Source organism: Leptospira gomenensis, from assembly GCF_004770155.1.
Taxonomy (GTDB): domain Bacteria; phylum Spirochaetota; class Leptospiria; order Leptospirales; family Leptospiraceae; genus Leptospira; species Leptospira gomenensis.
In genome coordinates this window covers 23,496-38,520 of sequence record NZ_RQFA01000020.1, presented here as the reverse complement: position 1 = coordinate 38,520, position 15,025 = coordinate 23,496, and the positions used below count along the sequence as shown (strand labels likewise).

The 15,025-nt window shown below is 46.6% G+C and carries 14 protein-coding genes and 1 pseudogene; 11 read left to right on the top strand and 4 right to left on the bottom strand.

Annotated features, from left to right (window positions below):
• Window positions 1-21: 21 nt before the first annotated feature.
• From EHQ17_RS04000 to EHQ17_RS03970, 7 genes are all read left to right on the top strand, one after another.
• Complete coding sequence (locus tag EHQ17_RS04000; protein ID WP_135590931.1) at window positions 22-2,670, top strand: valine--tRNA ligase; 2,649 nt, start codon at window positions 22-24, stop codon at window positions 2,668-2,670.
• Window positions 2,660-3,940, top strand: a complete 1,281-nt coding sequence (gene purD, locus EHQ17_RS03995; RefSeq protein ID WP_135590887.1) for a phosphoribosylamine--glycine ligase — start codon at window positions 2,660-2,662, stop codon at window positions 3,938-3,940. The genes EHQ17_RS04000 and purD overlap by 11 nt, the downstream gene beginning before the upstream one ends.
• 3 nt (window positions 3,941-3,943) lie before the next feature.
• The gene (locus EHQ17_RS03990) at window positions 3,944-4,789 is read left to right on the top strand and encodes a hypothetical protein (protein WP_135590886.1); all 846 of its coding nucleotides are present in this window, start codon (window positions 3,944-3,946) and stop codon (window positions 4,787-4,789) included.
• A gap of 61 nt (window positions 4,790-4,850) precedes the next feature.
• Window positions 4,851-5,954: a peptide chain release factor 2 gene (gene prfB / locus EHQ17_RS03985; RefSeq protein WP_135590885.1), complete on the top strand. Its 1,104-nt coding sequence runs from the start codon at window positions 4,851-4,853 to the stop codon at window positions 5,952-5,954.
• A gap of 53 nt (window positions 5,955-6,007) precedes the next feature.
• Window positions 6,008-6,454, top strand: coding sequence for a hypothetical protein (locus EHQ17_RS03980; RefSeq protein WP_135590884.1), 447 nt, complete (start codon window positions 6,008-6,010; stop codon window positions 6,452-6,454).
• A gap of 160 nt (window positions 6,455-6,614) precedes the next feature.
• Window positions 6,615-6,998: a fluoride efflux transporter CrcB gene (crcB, locus tag EHQ17_RS03975; RefSeq protein WP_135590883.1), complete on the top strand. Its 384-nt coding sequence runs from the start codon at window positions 6,615-6,617 to the stop codon at window positions 6,996-6,998.
• A gap of 158 nt (window positions 6,999-7,156) precedes the next feature.
• Entirely contained in the window at window positions 7,157-7,756 is a 600-nt protein-coding gene (locus EHQ17_RS03970) for a DUF2179 domain-containing protein (protein ID WP_135590882.1), read from the top strand.
• Window positions 7,757-7,775: 19 nt separating this feature from the next.
• Here the strand turns inward: EHQ17_RS03970 and EHQ17_RS03965 are convergent, their stop codons facing one another.
• Window positions 7,776-8,306, bottom strand: coding sequence for an SET domain-containing protein (locus EHQ17_RS03965; protein WP_135590881.1), 531 nt, complete (start codon window positions 8,304-8,306; stop codon window positions 7,776-7,778).
• Between the two features lie 174 nt (window positions 8,307-8,480).
• On the bottom strand, window positions 8,481-9,050 hold the full coding sequence (locus tag EHQ17_RS03960) for a hypothetical protein (protein ID WP_135590880.1): 570 nt from the start codon (window positions 9,048-9,050) through the stop codon (window positions 8,481-8,483).
• Between the two features lie 181 nt (window positions 9,051-9,231).
• Here EHQ17_RS03960 and EHQ17_RS03955 point away from each other — a divergent pair.
• Window positions 9,232-10,074, top strand: a pseudogene (locus EHQ17_RS03955) (class I SAM-dependent methyltransferase); the annotation flags it as partial.
• Here EHQ17_RS03955 and EHQ17_RS20090 read toward each other — a convergent pair.
• On the bottom strand, window positions 10,047-11,336 hold the full coding sequence (locus EHQ17_RS20090; RefSeq protein ID WP_135590878.1) for an NAD(P)-binding protein: 1,290 nt from the start codon (window positions 11,334-11,336) through the stop codon (window positions 10,047-10,049). The pseudogene EHQ17_RS03955 and the gene EHQ17_RS20090 overlap by 28 nt on opposite strands.
• A 152-nt stretch (window positions 11,337-11,488) precedes the next feature.
• On the opposite strand from EHQ17_RS20090, the gene msrA reads away from it, so the two are divergent.
• Window positions 11,489-12,082, top strand: a complete 594-nt coding sequence (msrA, locus tag EHQ17_RS03945) for a peptide-methionine (S)-S-oxide reductase MsrA (protein ID WP_135590877.1) — start codon at window positions 11,489-11,491, stop codon at window positions 12,080-12,082.
• A 21-nt stretch (window positions 12,083-12,103) separates the two neighbouring features.
• On the opposite strand, the gene EHQ17_RS03940 is transcribed toward msrA, so the two are convergent.
• Window positions 12,104-12,811 (bottom strand): PAS domain S-box protein, encoded by a 708-nt coding sequence (locus tag EHQ17_RS03940; RefSeq protein ID WP_135590876.1) that lies wholly within the window; start codon window positions 12,809-12,811, stop codon window positions 12,104-12,106.
• 180 nt (window positions 12,812-12,991) lie between these two features.
• Here EHQ17_RS03940 and EHQ17_RS03935 point away from each other — a divergent pair, with 180 nt between their 5' ends.
• Entirely contained in the window at window positions 12,992-14,320 is a 1,329-nt protein-coding gene (locus EHQ17_RS03935; protein ID WP_135590875.1) for an ATP-binding response regulator, read from the top strand.
• Between the two features lie 66 nt (window positions 14,321-14,386).
• Window positions 14,387-15,019, top strand: coding sequence for a glutathione S-transferase family protein (locus EHQ17_RS03930; RefSeq protein ID WP_135590874.1), 633 nt, complete (start codon window positions 14,387-14,389; stop codon window positions 15,017-15,019).
• Window positions 15,020-15,025: the final 6 nt, after the last annotated feature.

Here is a 15,025-nt window from a genome sequence, read left to right as displayed (position 1 = left end):
GAAAACCTGTTTTTTACGGCCATGAAAAAGCAGATAGGCGATCGTTACGAACCGAAAGAAGTAGAGAGTAAATGGATCTCTCTTTGGGAAGAGAAAAAATCCTTTTTACCGAACGAAAATTCCGAAGAAATTTTTTCCATAGTGATCCCGCCTCCCAACGTAACGGGTTCTCTTCATATCGGCCACGCACTCAATCATACGATCCAGGATATACTGATCCGTATCGAACGCAAAAAGGGAAAGTCCACCCTTTGGCTTCCGGGAATGGATCATGCGGGAATCGCGACACAAATGGTCGTCGAACGCGAACTCGCCAAAGAAGGAAAAAAAAGAACCGACTTCACCAGACAACAATTCGAACAAAAAGTCTGGGAATGGAAGGAACACTCCGGCGGCACCATCGTAAAACAACAGAGGCTGTTAGGCGAATCCGTGGATTGGACGCGGGAAAGATTCACCTTCGACGAAGGCCTAAGCAAGGCCGTCTTCAAGGTTTTTAAATCCCTCTACGACGAAGGTTTGATCTATCGCGGAGAAAGAATCATCAACTGGTGCCCCGCTTCACAAACGGCGATCTCGGATCTGGAAGTCGAATTCCGCGAAACCAAAGGAAAGTTGTATCATATCAAATATCCGATCCACGGACAAAAGGATCGTTACGCGGTCGTCGCGACGACTCGCCCCGAAACGATGTTAGGCGACGTCGCCGTTTGCGCCAATCCCGACGATGAACGTTATGCGTCATTGAAGAACGTAGTCTTGGATCTTCCTTTGACGGACAGACGAATCCCGTTATTGTTCGATTCGTTCGTGGATAAGGAATTCGGATCCGGACTCGTAAAGATCACGCCGGCACACGACGCAAACGACTTCGAGGCCGGACAAAGGCTCGGATTAAAACCTCTTCTCGTGATGAATCCCGACGGAACCATGAACGAAAACGCCGGCGCCTACGAAGGTTTGGATCGTTTCGAAGCCCGTAAAAAAGTCGTGGCGGATCTGGAAGCGAAAGGTTTGATCGAAAAGATCGAAGACCACGTGCACGCAGTGGGACACAATTCCCGAGGAGGGGCGGTGATCGAACCGTATCTTTCCACGCAGTGGTTCGTAAAAATCCGTCCGTTAGCCGATCTCGCCGTAAAGGCCGTACGAACGGGTCAGGTGGAATTCGTCCCCAAGATGTGGGAAAAAACTTTTTTCGAATGGATGAACAACATTCGGGATTGGTGTATCTCCCGACAACTTTGGTGGGGTCATAAGATTCCCGCGTATCATTGTAAAACCTGCAAACACATCGAAGTTTCTGAAACCGACGTTTCAACGTGTCCTTCCTGCGGAAGCAAAGAAGTGGAACCCGATCCCGACGTATTGGACACTTGGTTTTCCTCCCAACTTTGGCCGTTTTCCTCCATGGGTTGGCCCGAACAAACCGCGGATCTGAAACGATATTACCCTACTTCGGTGCTCGTCACCGGATTCGACATCATATTCTTCTGGGTTTCCAGAATGATCATGATGGGAATGAAGTTTATGGAAGCTCCACCGTTTCATAAAGTACTAATACACGGATTGGTCCGCGACAAGGACGGAAAAAAATTCTCCAAGTCGATAGGCAACGTCATCGATCCGCTCGTGATGATGGAGAAATACGGAACGGATTCCTTCCGTTTTTTTCTCGCGGCGACGCTACCGGAAGGAAAAGACATACTTTTCGACGAATCGCGGTTAGACGGTTATCGTTCATTCTGCAACAAAATATGGAATTCATCCCGGTTCATCCTCATGAACCTCGAGGAGGATTTCGTTCCTACGGGAATAACGACCGAAATCGAAAACGATTTGGAACCGATGGACGAATGGATCCTTTCCCGGTTCAATCACTGCCTCGAGGAATATAACAAGGCTCATTCCAAATTTCATTTTTACGAAATGACCTCGGCCATCTACGAATTCGTCTGGGGTGATTTCTGCGACTGGTATATCGAACTCGTAAAACCTAGGGCGTACGGAAAAGTCACGGAACGCTCCGCGGAAGTCGCCAAACAAGTGTTAGTCGATGTCCTCACACGCGCGCTGGGTCTACTTCATCCGTTTATGCCGTTCCTAACCGAAGAGGTCCATTCCGTATTCTCCGATCGTTTTCTCGCGGTAACGCCCTATCCGGAAAGTTATCCGATCTCGAAGGATTCGCCAGGAGTTCAAAAACTCAATCTTCTCCAGGAAATTGTCACCAAAATACGCGTATTGCGCGCGGAGAACGGAGTCACTCCGGATAAGAAGTGTAAGGCGATCATAAAATCATCGGACGAACTCGGCTCGGCCGCGATCCGTGAAAACGAAGTTTCGCTTTTGCAACTCGCGAGACTCGAATCGGTCAACATCGAACCGACGTATGAGATTCAAAAAACGGATTCGGTTTCCCATTTCAGCAAGGGAGAAGTCGTCCTCCCTCTCGCGGGATTGATCGACGTCGCAAAGGAAAAAGCGCGTCTCGAAAAGGAATTACAAAAGGCGGAAGTAGAACGCGAAAAACTGGAGGCCAAACTGGCAAACCCCGGATTCCTTTCTAAGGCCGCTCCCGACGTGATCGAAAAGGAACGGGAAAAACTCAAAACCTTCCTCGACAAGGTGGAAGTTCTGAAGAAGGGGATTCAAAATCTTGCAGGCTAAGTTGAAAGTACTTTTGATCGGATCGGGCGGAAGGGAAAGCGCGATCGCCTTTCACCTTCGTAAATCTCCTTTGTTAAGCGAACTCAAAGTTTATCCGGGAAACGGCGGATTCCCCGATTCGGAAGTTCTTCAGAGCGGATCTTTCGAAGTTTTATCCAAACAATCGGTCCAAACCTTTCTGAAATCCAATCCCTTCGACTTCGTAGTAGTAGGTCCCGAAGACCCTCTCGTGGCCGGGTTTGCGGATTGGGCGGGAGAACTCGGAATCCCCGTATTCGGTCCCGATTCCTATTGCGCCCAAGTCGAGGGTTCCAAGGATTTCGCGAAATCGCTGATGACCGAAGCGAACGTCCCCACCGCGGAATATAAAACGTTTACCGAATATTCAACTTCTTTAAAGTATATAGAGTCGAAACCGCTCCCGATCGTCATCAAAGCGGACGGACTGGCCGCCGGCAAAGGTGTGACCGTGGCCACTGACAGGGCAATGGCGGTTAACGCGCTCAAGGAGATTTTCGAGGACAATAAATTCGGAGAAAGCGGCAGACAGGTTGTTATCGAAGAGTTTATGGACGGCCAGGAAGCGTCCATCTTCGCCGTTTCCGACGGGAAATCCTATTTCCTTCTCCCTGCCGCTCAGGATCACAAACGAGCATATGACGGGGATCAAGGACCGAACACCGGAGGTATGGGAGCGTATTGCCCCGCTCCGATCGTAACCGAAGAAGTGTTGTCCGTCGTCCGAAAAAAAATATTCGATCCGATGTTCGAGACGTTCCGCGAAAAAGGACATCCGTATCGCGGATTATTATATGCAGGTTTGATGATATCGTCCGAAGGCCGGCCGAGAGTGGTGGAATTCAATTGTAGGTTCGGAGATCCGGAAACACAATGTGTGCTCTCCATGTTGGACGGAGATCTATTAGAACTTCTTTATAAAGCATCTACCGGAAAAATCGAAGACGTGAAGGCTTCCGTAAAACCGGGCGCGGCGACCGTGGTGGTTCTTGCGGCGCAAGGATATCCCGATTCCTACGAAAAAAATATTCCGTTGGATCTTCCGGAAACGGTTGGTCAAAACACATATCTTTTTCATGCGGGAACTCTAAAAAAAGATGGAAAAGTTTTTTCATCCGGGGGAAGAATTCTCGGAGTAGTGGCCTACGGTTCCGATCTAAAGAGTTCGGTTTCCCAAGCCTATTCCCTCCTGGAAAAAATCCGGGCTCCCAAAACATTTTTTAGAAAAGACATCGCACACAGAGCGCTTTAACCTATGCCGTTTTTGATTTCCGGAAATTTAGATCTCGTGGATCGTCATAGCCTGAGAAAGATGGAAAAATTTCTCGGGATCATTCTTTCTCCGGGACAATTTCCCGTGGAACAATACAATTTATTGAGACACGCATTGCATCGGAATCTCGACCCGGACGCCCTCATTCGGAAGATGAATCGTCAGGAATTATTATCGTTTATTTATATTCTCACTCAGTTCGGAGACGTGGTGGGACTGGAAACTCCTACGGAATATCTCGATATAGAAAAGATCCCGGTCGTTTTGGAATGGCAAAAGGGACAATATATGATTCCCTACGAGATCCTGGATCATCTTTCAACTTCTCGAATATTCAGAAATCAGAATTATCTCTTCGCGTTGATCCCTTCCCTTCCTGCCAAGGAAAAAAAAGCATGGATCGAATGGATCGGTTCCGGTTACGGGAAAACGTTTCCTCGCGAGATCAATCACGAACTCTACTTCCAGTGCAGACATCTTCAAAAACCCTTTCAAGGAAAATCGCTTCTCCGCGAGGAAACCATCCATCTCAACCAACTCTGGCCCGCGGGTAAAAACGAAGTGGTGGATTGGTTCCACAAGGGAATCACACCCTTTTATACCGCGATGAAGGAACTCTACCGAACCGAAAAGGATCCGTTTTTAACGCATATACTCGATTTGATCCGTTCCGGAAAACTGATCTTAAAAAAGAATCCGGAAGAATTCCGAAAAAAGGAGGAATACGTTTTGGTCGCAACGGTGGAAGGAAACACTCCCCAGTTGCGAGACACGGTTTTTTCCTGGGAGCAGGAACGGGATAAAAAAGAGGATTTTCTATTTCAATAACCCGCATTCGTCTTCGTCTGAAAGGAACCGGTAATCGTCAAATCGACAAAAAGCAAAGAGTATGGAAGTCAAATCAGCAAAAGAACTCAAAAGGGTGTCCAAGGAATTACAGGAGAATTTTCTAAATCGTTGGAAGTTATTGAACCTGGAACAGGACAAGGATCGTCTTAAGGCGCTAACAGAAAAAGCGGAGGACCCCGATATCTGGAATAATCCCGAAGAAGCCCGCGTCGTCAGTCAAAAGAAGAACGAACTCGAAAAAAAACTCACGCCATGGTTTACGATCCAACAGGATATATTAGATTTTCCTGATTTAGTAGAACTTACCCTCGACGAAAAAGGGGAAAGCGGAGTCGGGGAACTTTCCTCGGAATACCAAAGACTTCAGGAAAAGTTCGAGGAACTGGAATTACTCGGAGCTTTGAAAAATCCCGAGGATCTTAAACCCGCGTTTCTGAACATCCATCCGGGAGCGGGTGGAACCGAAAGTCAGGACTGGGCCGAAATGCTCCTACGGATGTACACACGTTATTTCGAAAAAAAAGGATATCAATATTCCCTAATAGACATCCAAGCGGGCGACGGCGCCGGAATCAAGAACGCCACCTTACACGTAATAGGCGATTTTGCGTTCGGTTTTTTAAAAGGGGAAAACGGAATACATAGACTCGTTCGTATCTCGCCCTTCGACGCGAATAAACGGAGACATACGTCCTTCGTTTCGGTGCACGTAAGTCCCGAGATCGACGACGATATCGACATTAAGATCGAGGAAAAAGACATCCGCGTGGACGTTTATCGGTCGTCAGGCGCCGGAGGACAGCACGTAAACACGACGGACTCCGCCGTGAGAATCACGCACTTACCTTCCGGGATCGTGGTCGCGTGTCAGAACGAAAGATCGCAGATCAAAAACAGGGATACCGCCTTTAAGATGTTAAAGGCAAGACTGTACGAAATGGAACAGGAAAAAGCCAAGGAAGAGTTGGAAAAAAAATCCGGCGAAAAAAAGGACATATCCTGGGGATCGCAAATCCGCAGTTACGTCTTCCATCCTTACAACCTCGTAAAGGACCATAGAACGGATCACGAAACCGGAAACGTCGCGGCCGTGATGGACGGGGACATAGAACCGTTCATTCTCGCGTATTTAAAAACATTATAAAAATGGAATATTTTGTTTCTTAAACGGGAACGGACAAGAGGAGAAGAACCGTCATGTCGGACGTTTCCGGAAAAATAAAATACGGTTGCCTCTGGGGAATGTTGACTCCCTTTATTACGTTTTTTCTTGCGGTCGGAGTTACGATTTTCCTTCTTAAGGAAGACTACGGTAAGGCTCGGTCGATTGCGGATTGGACCTTACTTGCAGGGAAACATATTCTTCTCTTTGGCGGAATCGTAATTTCGGTGGTTGTCGCTTTGATTCTCGGTCTTTGGTTTGCGATCAAGGATTCAAAACCGATCGAAACGGTTAGAATTTTCTGGCCGCTCTTCATCATTCTCGTTTATTGGATCGCTCCGAATTTCGTCCCGGGTCCAGTGGACGATTCCTTCGTCACTCTTTGCGTCGGCTCGTATCAGATTTACCGTTATTTCAAAGAACGAAACGCCGGAATTCCTACAGAGCCTCCTGTAAAACGCGGCGGCCCCCACCCGAGTTAGGGTGGAGGAGGCGGGCTTGTGGGACATCACGGGGAGATTTTCCATATCAGAAAATTGCGAGCTTTACAATTAAAATTTCCGCTTCCGATCTGGTAGGAACTACTACAAATACGGAATACTTTTTGTTACTTCATAATTGTAGGAATGTTTTAGAATTATTATGAGCTTTGAAAAAACACTGATATGGATCGGATTGGGAGGCGCAATAGGAAGCGCCTTACGATATATTCTACAATCCCAATTTGGTTCGGTTTCCGGAATTACGATGCCATGGGGAACCCTCATCGCGAATCTTATCGGCTCGTTTATCATAGGAACCGTTTACGCCGGTTTCGATCGTTTCCCTTCTTTTAACGATCAATGGAAATTATTCCTGACCGCCGGAATCTGCGGAGGTTTTACCACCTTCTCCGCTTTTTCCTTCGAAACGTTTCAGATGTTACGAACCGGTAACTATATACTATTTATTTCATACATATTTTTCAGTATCTTCGGAGGTATTGGGTCGGCTCTGACCGGATTTTGGCTGATAAAAAACATCTAAGCTCGAATAAACATAATAATTTTATTTAATTCTAATATTATTCGAAAATCCCCGCTTTTCGGTTCGGCTTTCGATCGACGAAAACGGAACGAGAATCGCCGATTTACGGCGGCCGATTTTACTCGACGACCTAAGATCCGCGTGCGATGTTTGCGGCTATGGACTTCAGCTTTCCTACTCCGGGGAATCCCCTTTTCGACTACGTTCTCCTCCCCTGTTTTATTTTTTGTTCGAGGGTGACCGACGTTTCCATCGGAACGATCCGGGTCATTCTACTTACGCGCGAAAAAAAGGTCCTGGCCGCTTCCTTGGGTTTTTTGGAAGTATTACTCTGGGTCGTGGTGATCACACAAGTCATCCGAAATCTGAACAACGTATTCTGTTATCTCGCATACGCGGGAGGTTTTGCTACGGGAACCTTCATCGGAATGATTCTCGAAGAAAAGCTGGCCCTCGGTTTTTCGTTATTGCGGATCATCTCCCCGGAAAACGGAGAAGCCATCGCAGACAAACTCTCCGACGCCGGATATCGGGTCACGACGATGAACGGACAAGGCAGCAGAGGGCCGGTCAAAATCGTCTTTACGGTTTTGAAACGAAGGAGAATACAAAAGGCGATGGAGATCGTAAAAAGTGTGGAGCCGGACGTCTTTTATTCCATAGAAAACGCTCGTAGCACGAATTCTAACGTAGCGGAAGATTCTCCAGGATTTCCGGGGAAAGGAATCCTGGAGAAGATCATGAAAGTGAGAAAATGATCCGTTCTCGATTTTTCTTCTAAACCGGAATTTTGACGTAGAGTTTTTTGATTTCTTTTTGGATGAATTTCGGAAAGTTCATGTGATACTCGTTGATGAGAAGTTTCCAGTCGTCTTTCCGGATGGATTTTCTACAGTGGGAAGCGCCGCAACCGCACTCGAAAGTTTGATCGAAGTTCACGATGAAATTCGCGTAGTCGATCGTCAATTCCTCGCCCGCAACGATATCCCTTTTGGCGACGATGTTGTCGTCCTGGTCGTACCACATATTGGGATCGCAGGAATGATTCATAAAATTGGAGTGATTGATTACGTATTGTTCGCTGGTCGGTCCGGTAACCAATCCGAAGTCCACGTCATAACCGTATTTCATGAAGATATCCTTTTCGGAATCGGGAAGAGATTCGGCTTCCTCGACTGTCAGAACTTTCCACCCGAACTCTTCGTCCTCGATCCACTCGCTGTAACTGAACAGCAGAGTTCCTTTGGGGATGGACTTCGTGGCGAAGGTTCCGTTTTCCCCGAATTTGTTGATTCGTTTCTCGATCATGCAGAAGATCCCTGCGTTTATTTATTGCCTATGGCAAAATTTTTATCTATCAAGAATGGTATAAAAAAAACTTCAATTAAAATACTGAATCCGGGTAATATTTAATACGAATCCCGTTTTTGTAAAAAGGACGAACTTCCCGGCCGCGACGAAAACTGCTTCGATCAATTTCGATCAGTTGTTTTCAAGGAGACCGGACGGAATCCAGGAAACCGAATCTTCCTCCCCTCTTACTTCGGGCAGATCTTTTTTAAGAACTTTGAAAGTATTCCCGGCGATTTCGACTACCAACGCGGAATGATGATACAACCAAGTCCGATTCCCGGATCGTTGGATCCCTGCTTGGGGTTTTCCGGTTTCCAAAAAACAAAGACCCGCAAAACGATCTCCTAATTTTTCGAGAAGATACGTAACTTGTTCCCCGAACTCCCTACCTTGTTCGTCCTTAGAAAGAGAACCGAAGTCCACGAAGATCGGAAGAATTTTTTCTCCTTTGGGAAATCCTTCCGACGAAAGAAAATCCGAAGACCGAGAGACGGAGTTCGCATAAAGAAAAACAGGAATGGACGGAGAATTTTTCGATCGAGAGGAAATTTTTGCAAGAACCCGAAGTCGTTCCAAACTCAAGGAACCTTCCGGAAAAATCAGGACGGGAAAAACACGTTTGCGTGCGAGTTTCCTTTTCCAACGAAACAACAAATTGGACCAGAGCAGAGTCGGATGAAAGAGACTGAGTAATAACATACGAATCGGAATCCGATAATACTACTGTAACTATCGGACAAACTAAATGAATGTATAGATATTTCTTCGTGACAAATCCGACTCCACCGAACTTGCGGGAACTACCGCAAACCCTAAACCGTCTCCGTTTGGCGATTCATAAAGAAATTTCGCATCCCCGCAAAAGGTCGTTTTTTTTCGAATGAATCCGTTCCGAAAAAAAGCAAAACCCGAAGAGGCGCCGGACACTCTGGCGCACTTATACCTCAACGCCCCCGGCTCGACTTCCTGGGCCAACCTCGGCTACTGGAAAGACACGGAGGATTATCCGACCGCCTGTAAAACGTTAGCCGTTCTTTTGGGAAAAAAGGCCGAACTCGATTCTTCCCGGAGAGTATTGGATCTTGGATACGGATGCGGGGATCAGTTCTTCGTATGGCGCGACGAATTCTCCCTCGATCTGACTCGGCTCTGCGGAATCAATCCCTCTTCGGTTCAGACGGAATTCGCAAAACGAAAACTTTCGGAACGAACCCAAGACGGAATTCCTACCTTGATCCGTTCTTCTTTGGAACTCGGATTGGATTCGTTGCCCGATCGTTCCTTCGATCGGATCCTATGTCTCGACAGCGCCTATTTTTTTTCCGATCGAAAACGGTTTCTCCAAGACGCGGCGAGGATTCTCCGACCTGGAGGCAAAATCGTTTCCGCGGAATTGATTCTCCGAGAGGAACGATTGGGGCCGATCGATTCTTGGATTCGAAACGCGGTTTGCGAATCGGCTTCTATCCCGGCCGCAAATCGGGTCACTCCGGAGTCCTTGCACCGTCTTCTGAAAGAGACGGGTTTTGTCGCGCAAGAGTTCGAATTTTTGGAAGAACACGTCTTTGCCGGATTCTCGCGTTTTCTAAAAACGAAAACTCAAAAACGAAACCGGGCGCAATCGGAAACTCCTCCGCACATTGCGCAACGATACCGACGTTTCGGGGAATTTTTAGGCGGAGAAAGAATGAAACGTTACTTCCGTTTCGTGTTGTACTCCGCGGAACTTTCGGAAACCGAATTCTCCACCCAACGTTTTACGTCCAAGGAAGTGGAAACTCCCGCCTCCAAAAGAGGAATCCCGTATCTCGCATACGAACCGCAAAACCAGACCTTCCGGCCCTTCCCTTCCTGAATCGCATTGAGTTCCTCGATCGTTTTACGGTTTTTTAAATCGATGATCGGACGTTCGAACCTGGAACGCGAAATCAACGTTCCTTCCTTCGGCTCCTGCAGAGGATTCCAAGTTTGAAAAATTTCCTCGTTTCCGATTTCCGGAAGAACCTGATTCAAACGAATCGTCGCGGAGGGTTTGTCCGTATCCGGAGAAAGCGTAAAACACAAAGGAGCCCAGTGCCTCTTTTTGTTGGGCATAAAGGAAGAATCGGAGTGCATCAGAATCTCGGATTCCTCGTAACGAAAGGAGGAAAGAATTTCTTTCTCTCGGCTCATCTCTTCCGGGAGAAGCGGAATCGCCTGATTGGCCGGGGTAGCGACGACGACACGATCGAATTCCTCCCTACCACCGCCCTCGAAGTTGACGAAAACTTTTTTGCCGTTGAGTTCGATTCCTTTCGGATTGGATTTCAAACGAACCTCTTTCGCGTTCGCCGAAAGACGCGTCGTGATGTCCCTCGTTCCGTGACTCGCGGTTAAAAAACGGAGAAACTTCAGACCCTTCGCGTGATAACGGATCACCGCTTCGGCCGGATAATTTTTGGCGCTTTTTAAGGTGCAAGTGTTGATCGTCGCGAACATAGGAACGAGATATTTGTCCTCGAATTCCTTCGAATAACCGAAACGCTGCAAAAACGAGGAGATCGTAAGTTGTTCTCCTCGGAGAGATTCCCATTGGGATTCCGATTCCCGGTAAAACCGGATCGTATCCGAAAAAATTCTTCTGGATTCCCCGTTTTTAAAACATACGGGAGAAACGAACGGATAAAAATTTCCGCCGAACCCGAAAGTGGCGAATTGGAAATACGTGGTTCCGTCTCTTTCGCTCAGGGAAAAGGAATAATCCACGGGACGAAATTCGATTCCCGCCTCGCGATACATTTCGATCAGACAAGGATAATAGTTCTGTTTAAACGCTCGAAACGGAACGTCGAAGCGGAAAATACGATCCTTAAGAGCCACGTCGGTTCCGTGTGCGTCCATTCCAGGAAGCGAATGTCGTTCGATGAGGATCACTTCGTGTTCTTTGCTCAAATACCAGCACGCGCTGAGTCCCGCGATCCCGCTTCCTAATATTGCGATTTTCATATTCTATTCTTAGAATCTTAGAATCCGATTCCGGAAAAGAAAACATAGAAATATTTTTCTCTCGGAAACGAAAAACAAAAAAAGGAGAATCGCTTTCGCACGGACTTGTAACCGAACCGCAATCGATTCGAATCGACAAACGAGGAATTACGATGTTTTACTTGAGGATTTGTCTTTTACTTTCTTTCGGAATTTTAATCGCTCCTTCTTACGCGGGTCCGAAACTCCGGAAAGCGACCTTCGCAGGCGGATGTTTTTGGTGTATGCAAGGACCGTTCAAATCGCTCCCCGGAGTTGTTTCCGTGACGGCCGGATATTCCGGAGGAAAGGAAATTTCCCCCAGCTACGAGGAGGTAAGCTCCGGAAAAACGGGACATCGAGAATCCGTCCAGATCGAATACGATCCCGTCAAAACGGAATATTCCGATTTGTTGAAGATATTTTGGAAACAGATCAATCCCACGGACGACGGAGGGCAATTCGCGGATCGGGGGAAACATTATCGAACGGGAATATTCTATCACGACGAGGAGCAGCGTAAAATCGCCGAACGTTCGAAACAGGAGATGGAAAAATCCGGAAGGTTTAAAGGAAAGATCGTCGTGGAAATAGTTCCTTATACTTCGTTTTATCCCGCCGAAGGATATCATCAGAATTATTATAAAACCAACCCGGAACGTTACAAAGCCTATCGAAAAGGCTCCGGACGGGAAGCCTATCTCGAAAGGATTTGGGGAAAACGTTAAGCGAAGTTCAATAATGCGAAGTCAGCACAAACGGATCAGAAACAACGTCAGCCGTTGAAGTTTATCCCTACCCTGACCCGGTTCCGCAAGATTCCGTTCTATCGTTTTGCGATAGATGGACTTGAGATGGTTCTTTAGAGTTCCTGCATGAACTCCGAGTTGTTTGACCAGATTTTCCCGGGTTTGACCTTCCACCAAAAGATCGCAGATCTTGGCTTCCTGATACGTTAAACCGAAATCCCGTTGCAGTTTCGGAAAAAGGGATTCTCTGACTTTCGTCGTTTCGTCCGAAACTTCGAGAGGAGGGAACTCCGCGCCGTTCGTTTCGGAAAGGTTACCGTTTTGCGGAAGATCGACTCTACATAAGAAATTCGAAATATTACCGGATTCGTCTCGGAGCGGAGTAATTCTTTCCTTCCAGGAAACGGTTTTCCCGAAGGCGTTTTTATTGACGAAGTTTCCTTCGTATTCCTTGCCGGAAAGAATCGTGCGCCAAAAATTTTCGTAAAAACGAGCATCGTGCGAACCCGATCGGAAAAATTTAGGATTTTTACCGATCAATTCGTTTCTATCGTAACCGGAAATACTTTCGAAAACCGGATTGATGAATTCGATTCTGCCGGAACGATCCGTAATGAACATGGCGTGCGGATACTGGTAGAAATAAGATTGTAAAATCGAGGAAAGATATTGAAGCCCTTCCTTTTCCTGACATTCTGCGACAGACATACGTTACCTCCGTAATCCCGTTTTTAGAAAGAAATTTTTTCCATTCGCACCGAAACCGATCCCGGTGAACTCCTTTGAGTATTAAAAAAAACCGTTATTTCGTCAAACTATACCGTTGAACGAAAGTGGAATCAGACATTGATAAAAATCAGGTTCGTTCATTAGTTAGGTAATAGACGTATGACCCAAGAAATCGATATTCGCCCAAACCGTTCCCTGCTCGCTTCTTTAGTTTCCGAAAAACAAAAAATCTCGTTCCGCGATCCGGTTCTGATCATCGAGGATTCTGAAGAAGTAAGGGCCTTACTTCTTCAGATGTGCAAGAATTTAGGGATCGAAGCGGAAGGATTCGAGGACGGGAAACAGGCGCTGGAAGCCGTTCATAAAAAGTCTTACTCCACCTTTATCGTGGATCTGGAAATTCCGTTTTTATGCGGAGCGGATTTCATCCGGGAAATCAAAACGTTACTCAAGGATCCGGTGATCCTTGTGGAAACGGGCAACAACGATCCGGATACGATCATCGAAGTGATGAAGCTGGGCGTATTGGACTATCTGATCAAACCGGTCGATATCCAGGTGTTCGGACAAAGTATGAAACGTATCTCAGAGTATATTCAAAAAAAGGAAACCGAACGGATTCTTCAGGAGGAAACCGAAACGAGACTGCGTGCCCAACTCGACTGGATCCTATACAAACAATCCTGGCTATCGGATCTCGAAAAGACCGTCGATGTCAGCAGAGTCACGCTCAACAACATCAAACAAACGTTTATGAGCGGAGGAGGAATCGGCGGAATCGTCAGCCTGATCGAAATCGCGGAAAATGTGGCTTCCTTCGAAGGGGAAAACTGTGTGCTACCGAGGGAAGTCGTGGAGATGTTGTTTCAAAACAATCAACCGGTTTATAAAATTCTAAAGTCCCTTGAAAAAAGTATGGAGATGCTCAATCTCGACACGGTCTCCAGAATGGAATCCGTAGAAATCGGGGAATTCCTGGCTTGGACGTCGCAAATCGCCGAGAACGCGTCCGTAGAAATGAACGAAGTACTCTCCGAAAAATTCATAGAATTGGGCTTCTACAAACAGAGCGGATATTCGGAAGGAGAAGTGCAGATCGATAGAGAGTCCTTTCGAACGGCTTTCGAGGAACTGATAGTAAACGCCGTAAAATACGCCGCAGAACATTCTAAAATTTTAATATACTATAACTTTCACAACGGAATGTTGAATATATACGTCAAAAACGAATTCGACCCGAGTGTGCTTCCGGGAGTGCCCAAGGAAAAGGAACTTTTGGTAAAACAGCCCTTTTACAGATTGGCGGGGTACGTTTACGAAAACTTTCCGATGGAGACGATTTTTTCCGGACTCGGCCTAACCATAGTGGATATCGTGATGAGAAGACATTCCGGAACATTTCAAATTTCGAATATAATCGACCATTCCATTTCGGAAAGTCCGATCGAAACCGTTCTCGCCTCGGTGTCACTGCCTGTTTCATTTTAAACGGAACCCATTTCGTTGTTTAGAATTTCAATTTTCAGGAAACTCGTACGGAACGAATTTGGTTTTATGGCAGAACTGCAACTAGTAATCGGAGATAAAAAAATCTCCTCTTGGTCGCTCCGTCCTTGGATCCTACTCAAGGAAAGTAAAATACCTTTCGTAGAAATTCAGCTCCAACTAAACACGCCGGAATTTTACGAAAAAATAAAAGTTTATACGGACTCGGGAAAAGTTCCGGTCCTCTTGGACGGCGAAACGAAGATCTGGGACTCATTAAGCATTTCGGAATATTTAGCGGAAACCTTTCCCGAAAAAAAACTATGGCCCAAGGATAAAGCCGCTCGCGCCGTGGCAAGATCCGTCGTAGCGGAAATGCATTCAGGATTTGCCGAACTTCGTAAAAACCTATCCATGAACGTAACCGAAAAATTTCACGGAAAAACGTTCCCAAAAGAGGTATGGAAAGACATTAGAAGAATTGAAACCATTTGGAAAGAATGTCTCCGCACGCACAAAGGACCGTTTTTGTTCGGCAAAGAATTCGGAATCGCGGACGCGTTCTACGCACCGGTAGTGGGTCGTTTTCTCACATACGGAATCGAAGACTTGGATCCGGCGGCCTCCGCATACGTAGCGACGATAAGCGGTTTATATTCGTATAAGGAATGGGTGGACGGAGCGAAAAAAAATTCCGTTTAATAAAAA

Excerpts from the sequence above, each read along its gene's own strand:
- EHQ17_RS04000 (WP_135590931.1), top strand. The coding sequence starts at position 22 with ATGAAAAAGCAGATAGGCGATCGTTACGAACCGAAAGAAGTAGAGAGT.
- EHQ17_RS03990 (WP_135590886.1), top strand. The coding sequence starts at position 3,944 with ATGCCGTTTTTGATTTCCGGAAATTTAGATCTCGTGGATCGTCATAGC.
- prfB (WP_135590885.1), top strand. The coding sequence starts at position 4,851 with ATGGAAGTCAAATCAGCAAAAGAACTCAAAAGGGTGTCCAAGGAATTA.
- EHQ17_RS03980 (WP_135590884.1), top strand. The coding sequence starts at position 6,008 with ATGTCGGACGTTTCCGGAAAAATAAAATACGGTTGCCTCTGGGGAATG.
- crcB (WP_135590883.1), top strand. The coding sequence starts at position 6,615 with ATGAGCTTTGAAAAAACACTGATATGGATCGGATTGGGAGGCGCAATA.
- EHQ17_RS03970 (WP_135590882.1), top strand. The coding sequence starts at position 7,157 with ATGGACTTCAGCTTTCCTACTCCGGGGAATCCCCTTTTCGACTACGTT.
- EHQ17_RS03965 (WP_135590881.1), bottom strand. The coding sequence starts at position 8,306 with ATGATCGAGAAACGAATCAACAAATTCGGGGAAAACGGAACCTTCGCC.
- EHQ17_RS03960 (WP_135590880.1), bottom strand. The coding sequence starts at position 9,050 with ATGTTATTACTCAGTCTCTTTCATCCGACTCTGCTCTGGTCCAATTTG.
- EHQ17_RS20090 (WP_135590878.1), bottom strand. The coding sequence starts at position 11,336 with ATGAAAATCGCAATATTAGGAAGCGGGATCGCGGGACTCAGCGCGTGC.
- msrA (WP_135590877.1), top strand. The coding sequence starts at position 11,489 with ATGTTTTACTTGAGGATTTGTCTTTTACTTTCTTTCGGAATTTTAATC.
- EHQ17_RS03940 (WP_135590876.1), bottom strand. The coding sequence starts at position 12,811 with ATGTCTGTCGCAGAATGTCAGGAAAAGGAAGGGCTTCAATATCTTTCC.
- EHQ17_RS03935 (WP_135590875.1), top strand. The coding sequence starts at position 12,992 with ATGACCCAAGAAATCGATATTCGCCCAAACCGTTCCCTGCTCGCTTCT.
- EHQ17_RS03930 (WP_135590874.1), top strand. The coding sequence starts at position 14,387 with ATGGCAGAACTGCAACTAGTAATCGGAGATAAAAAAATCTCCTCTTGG.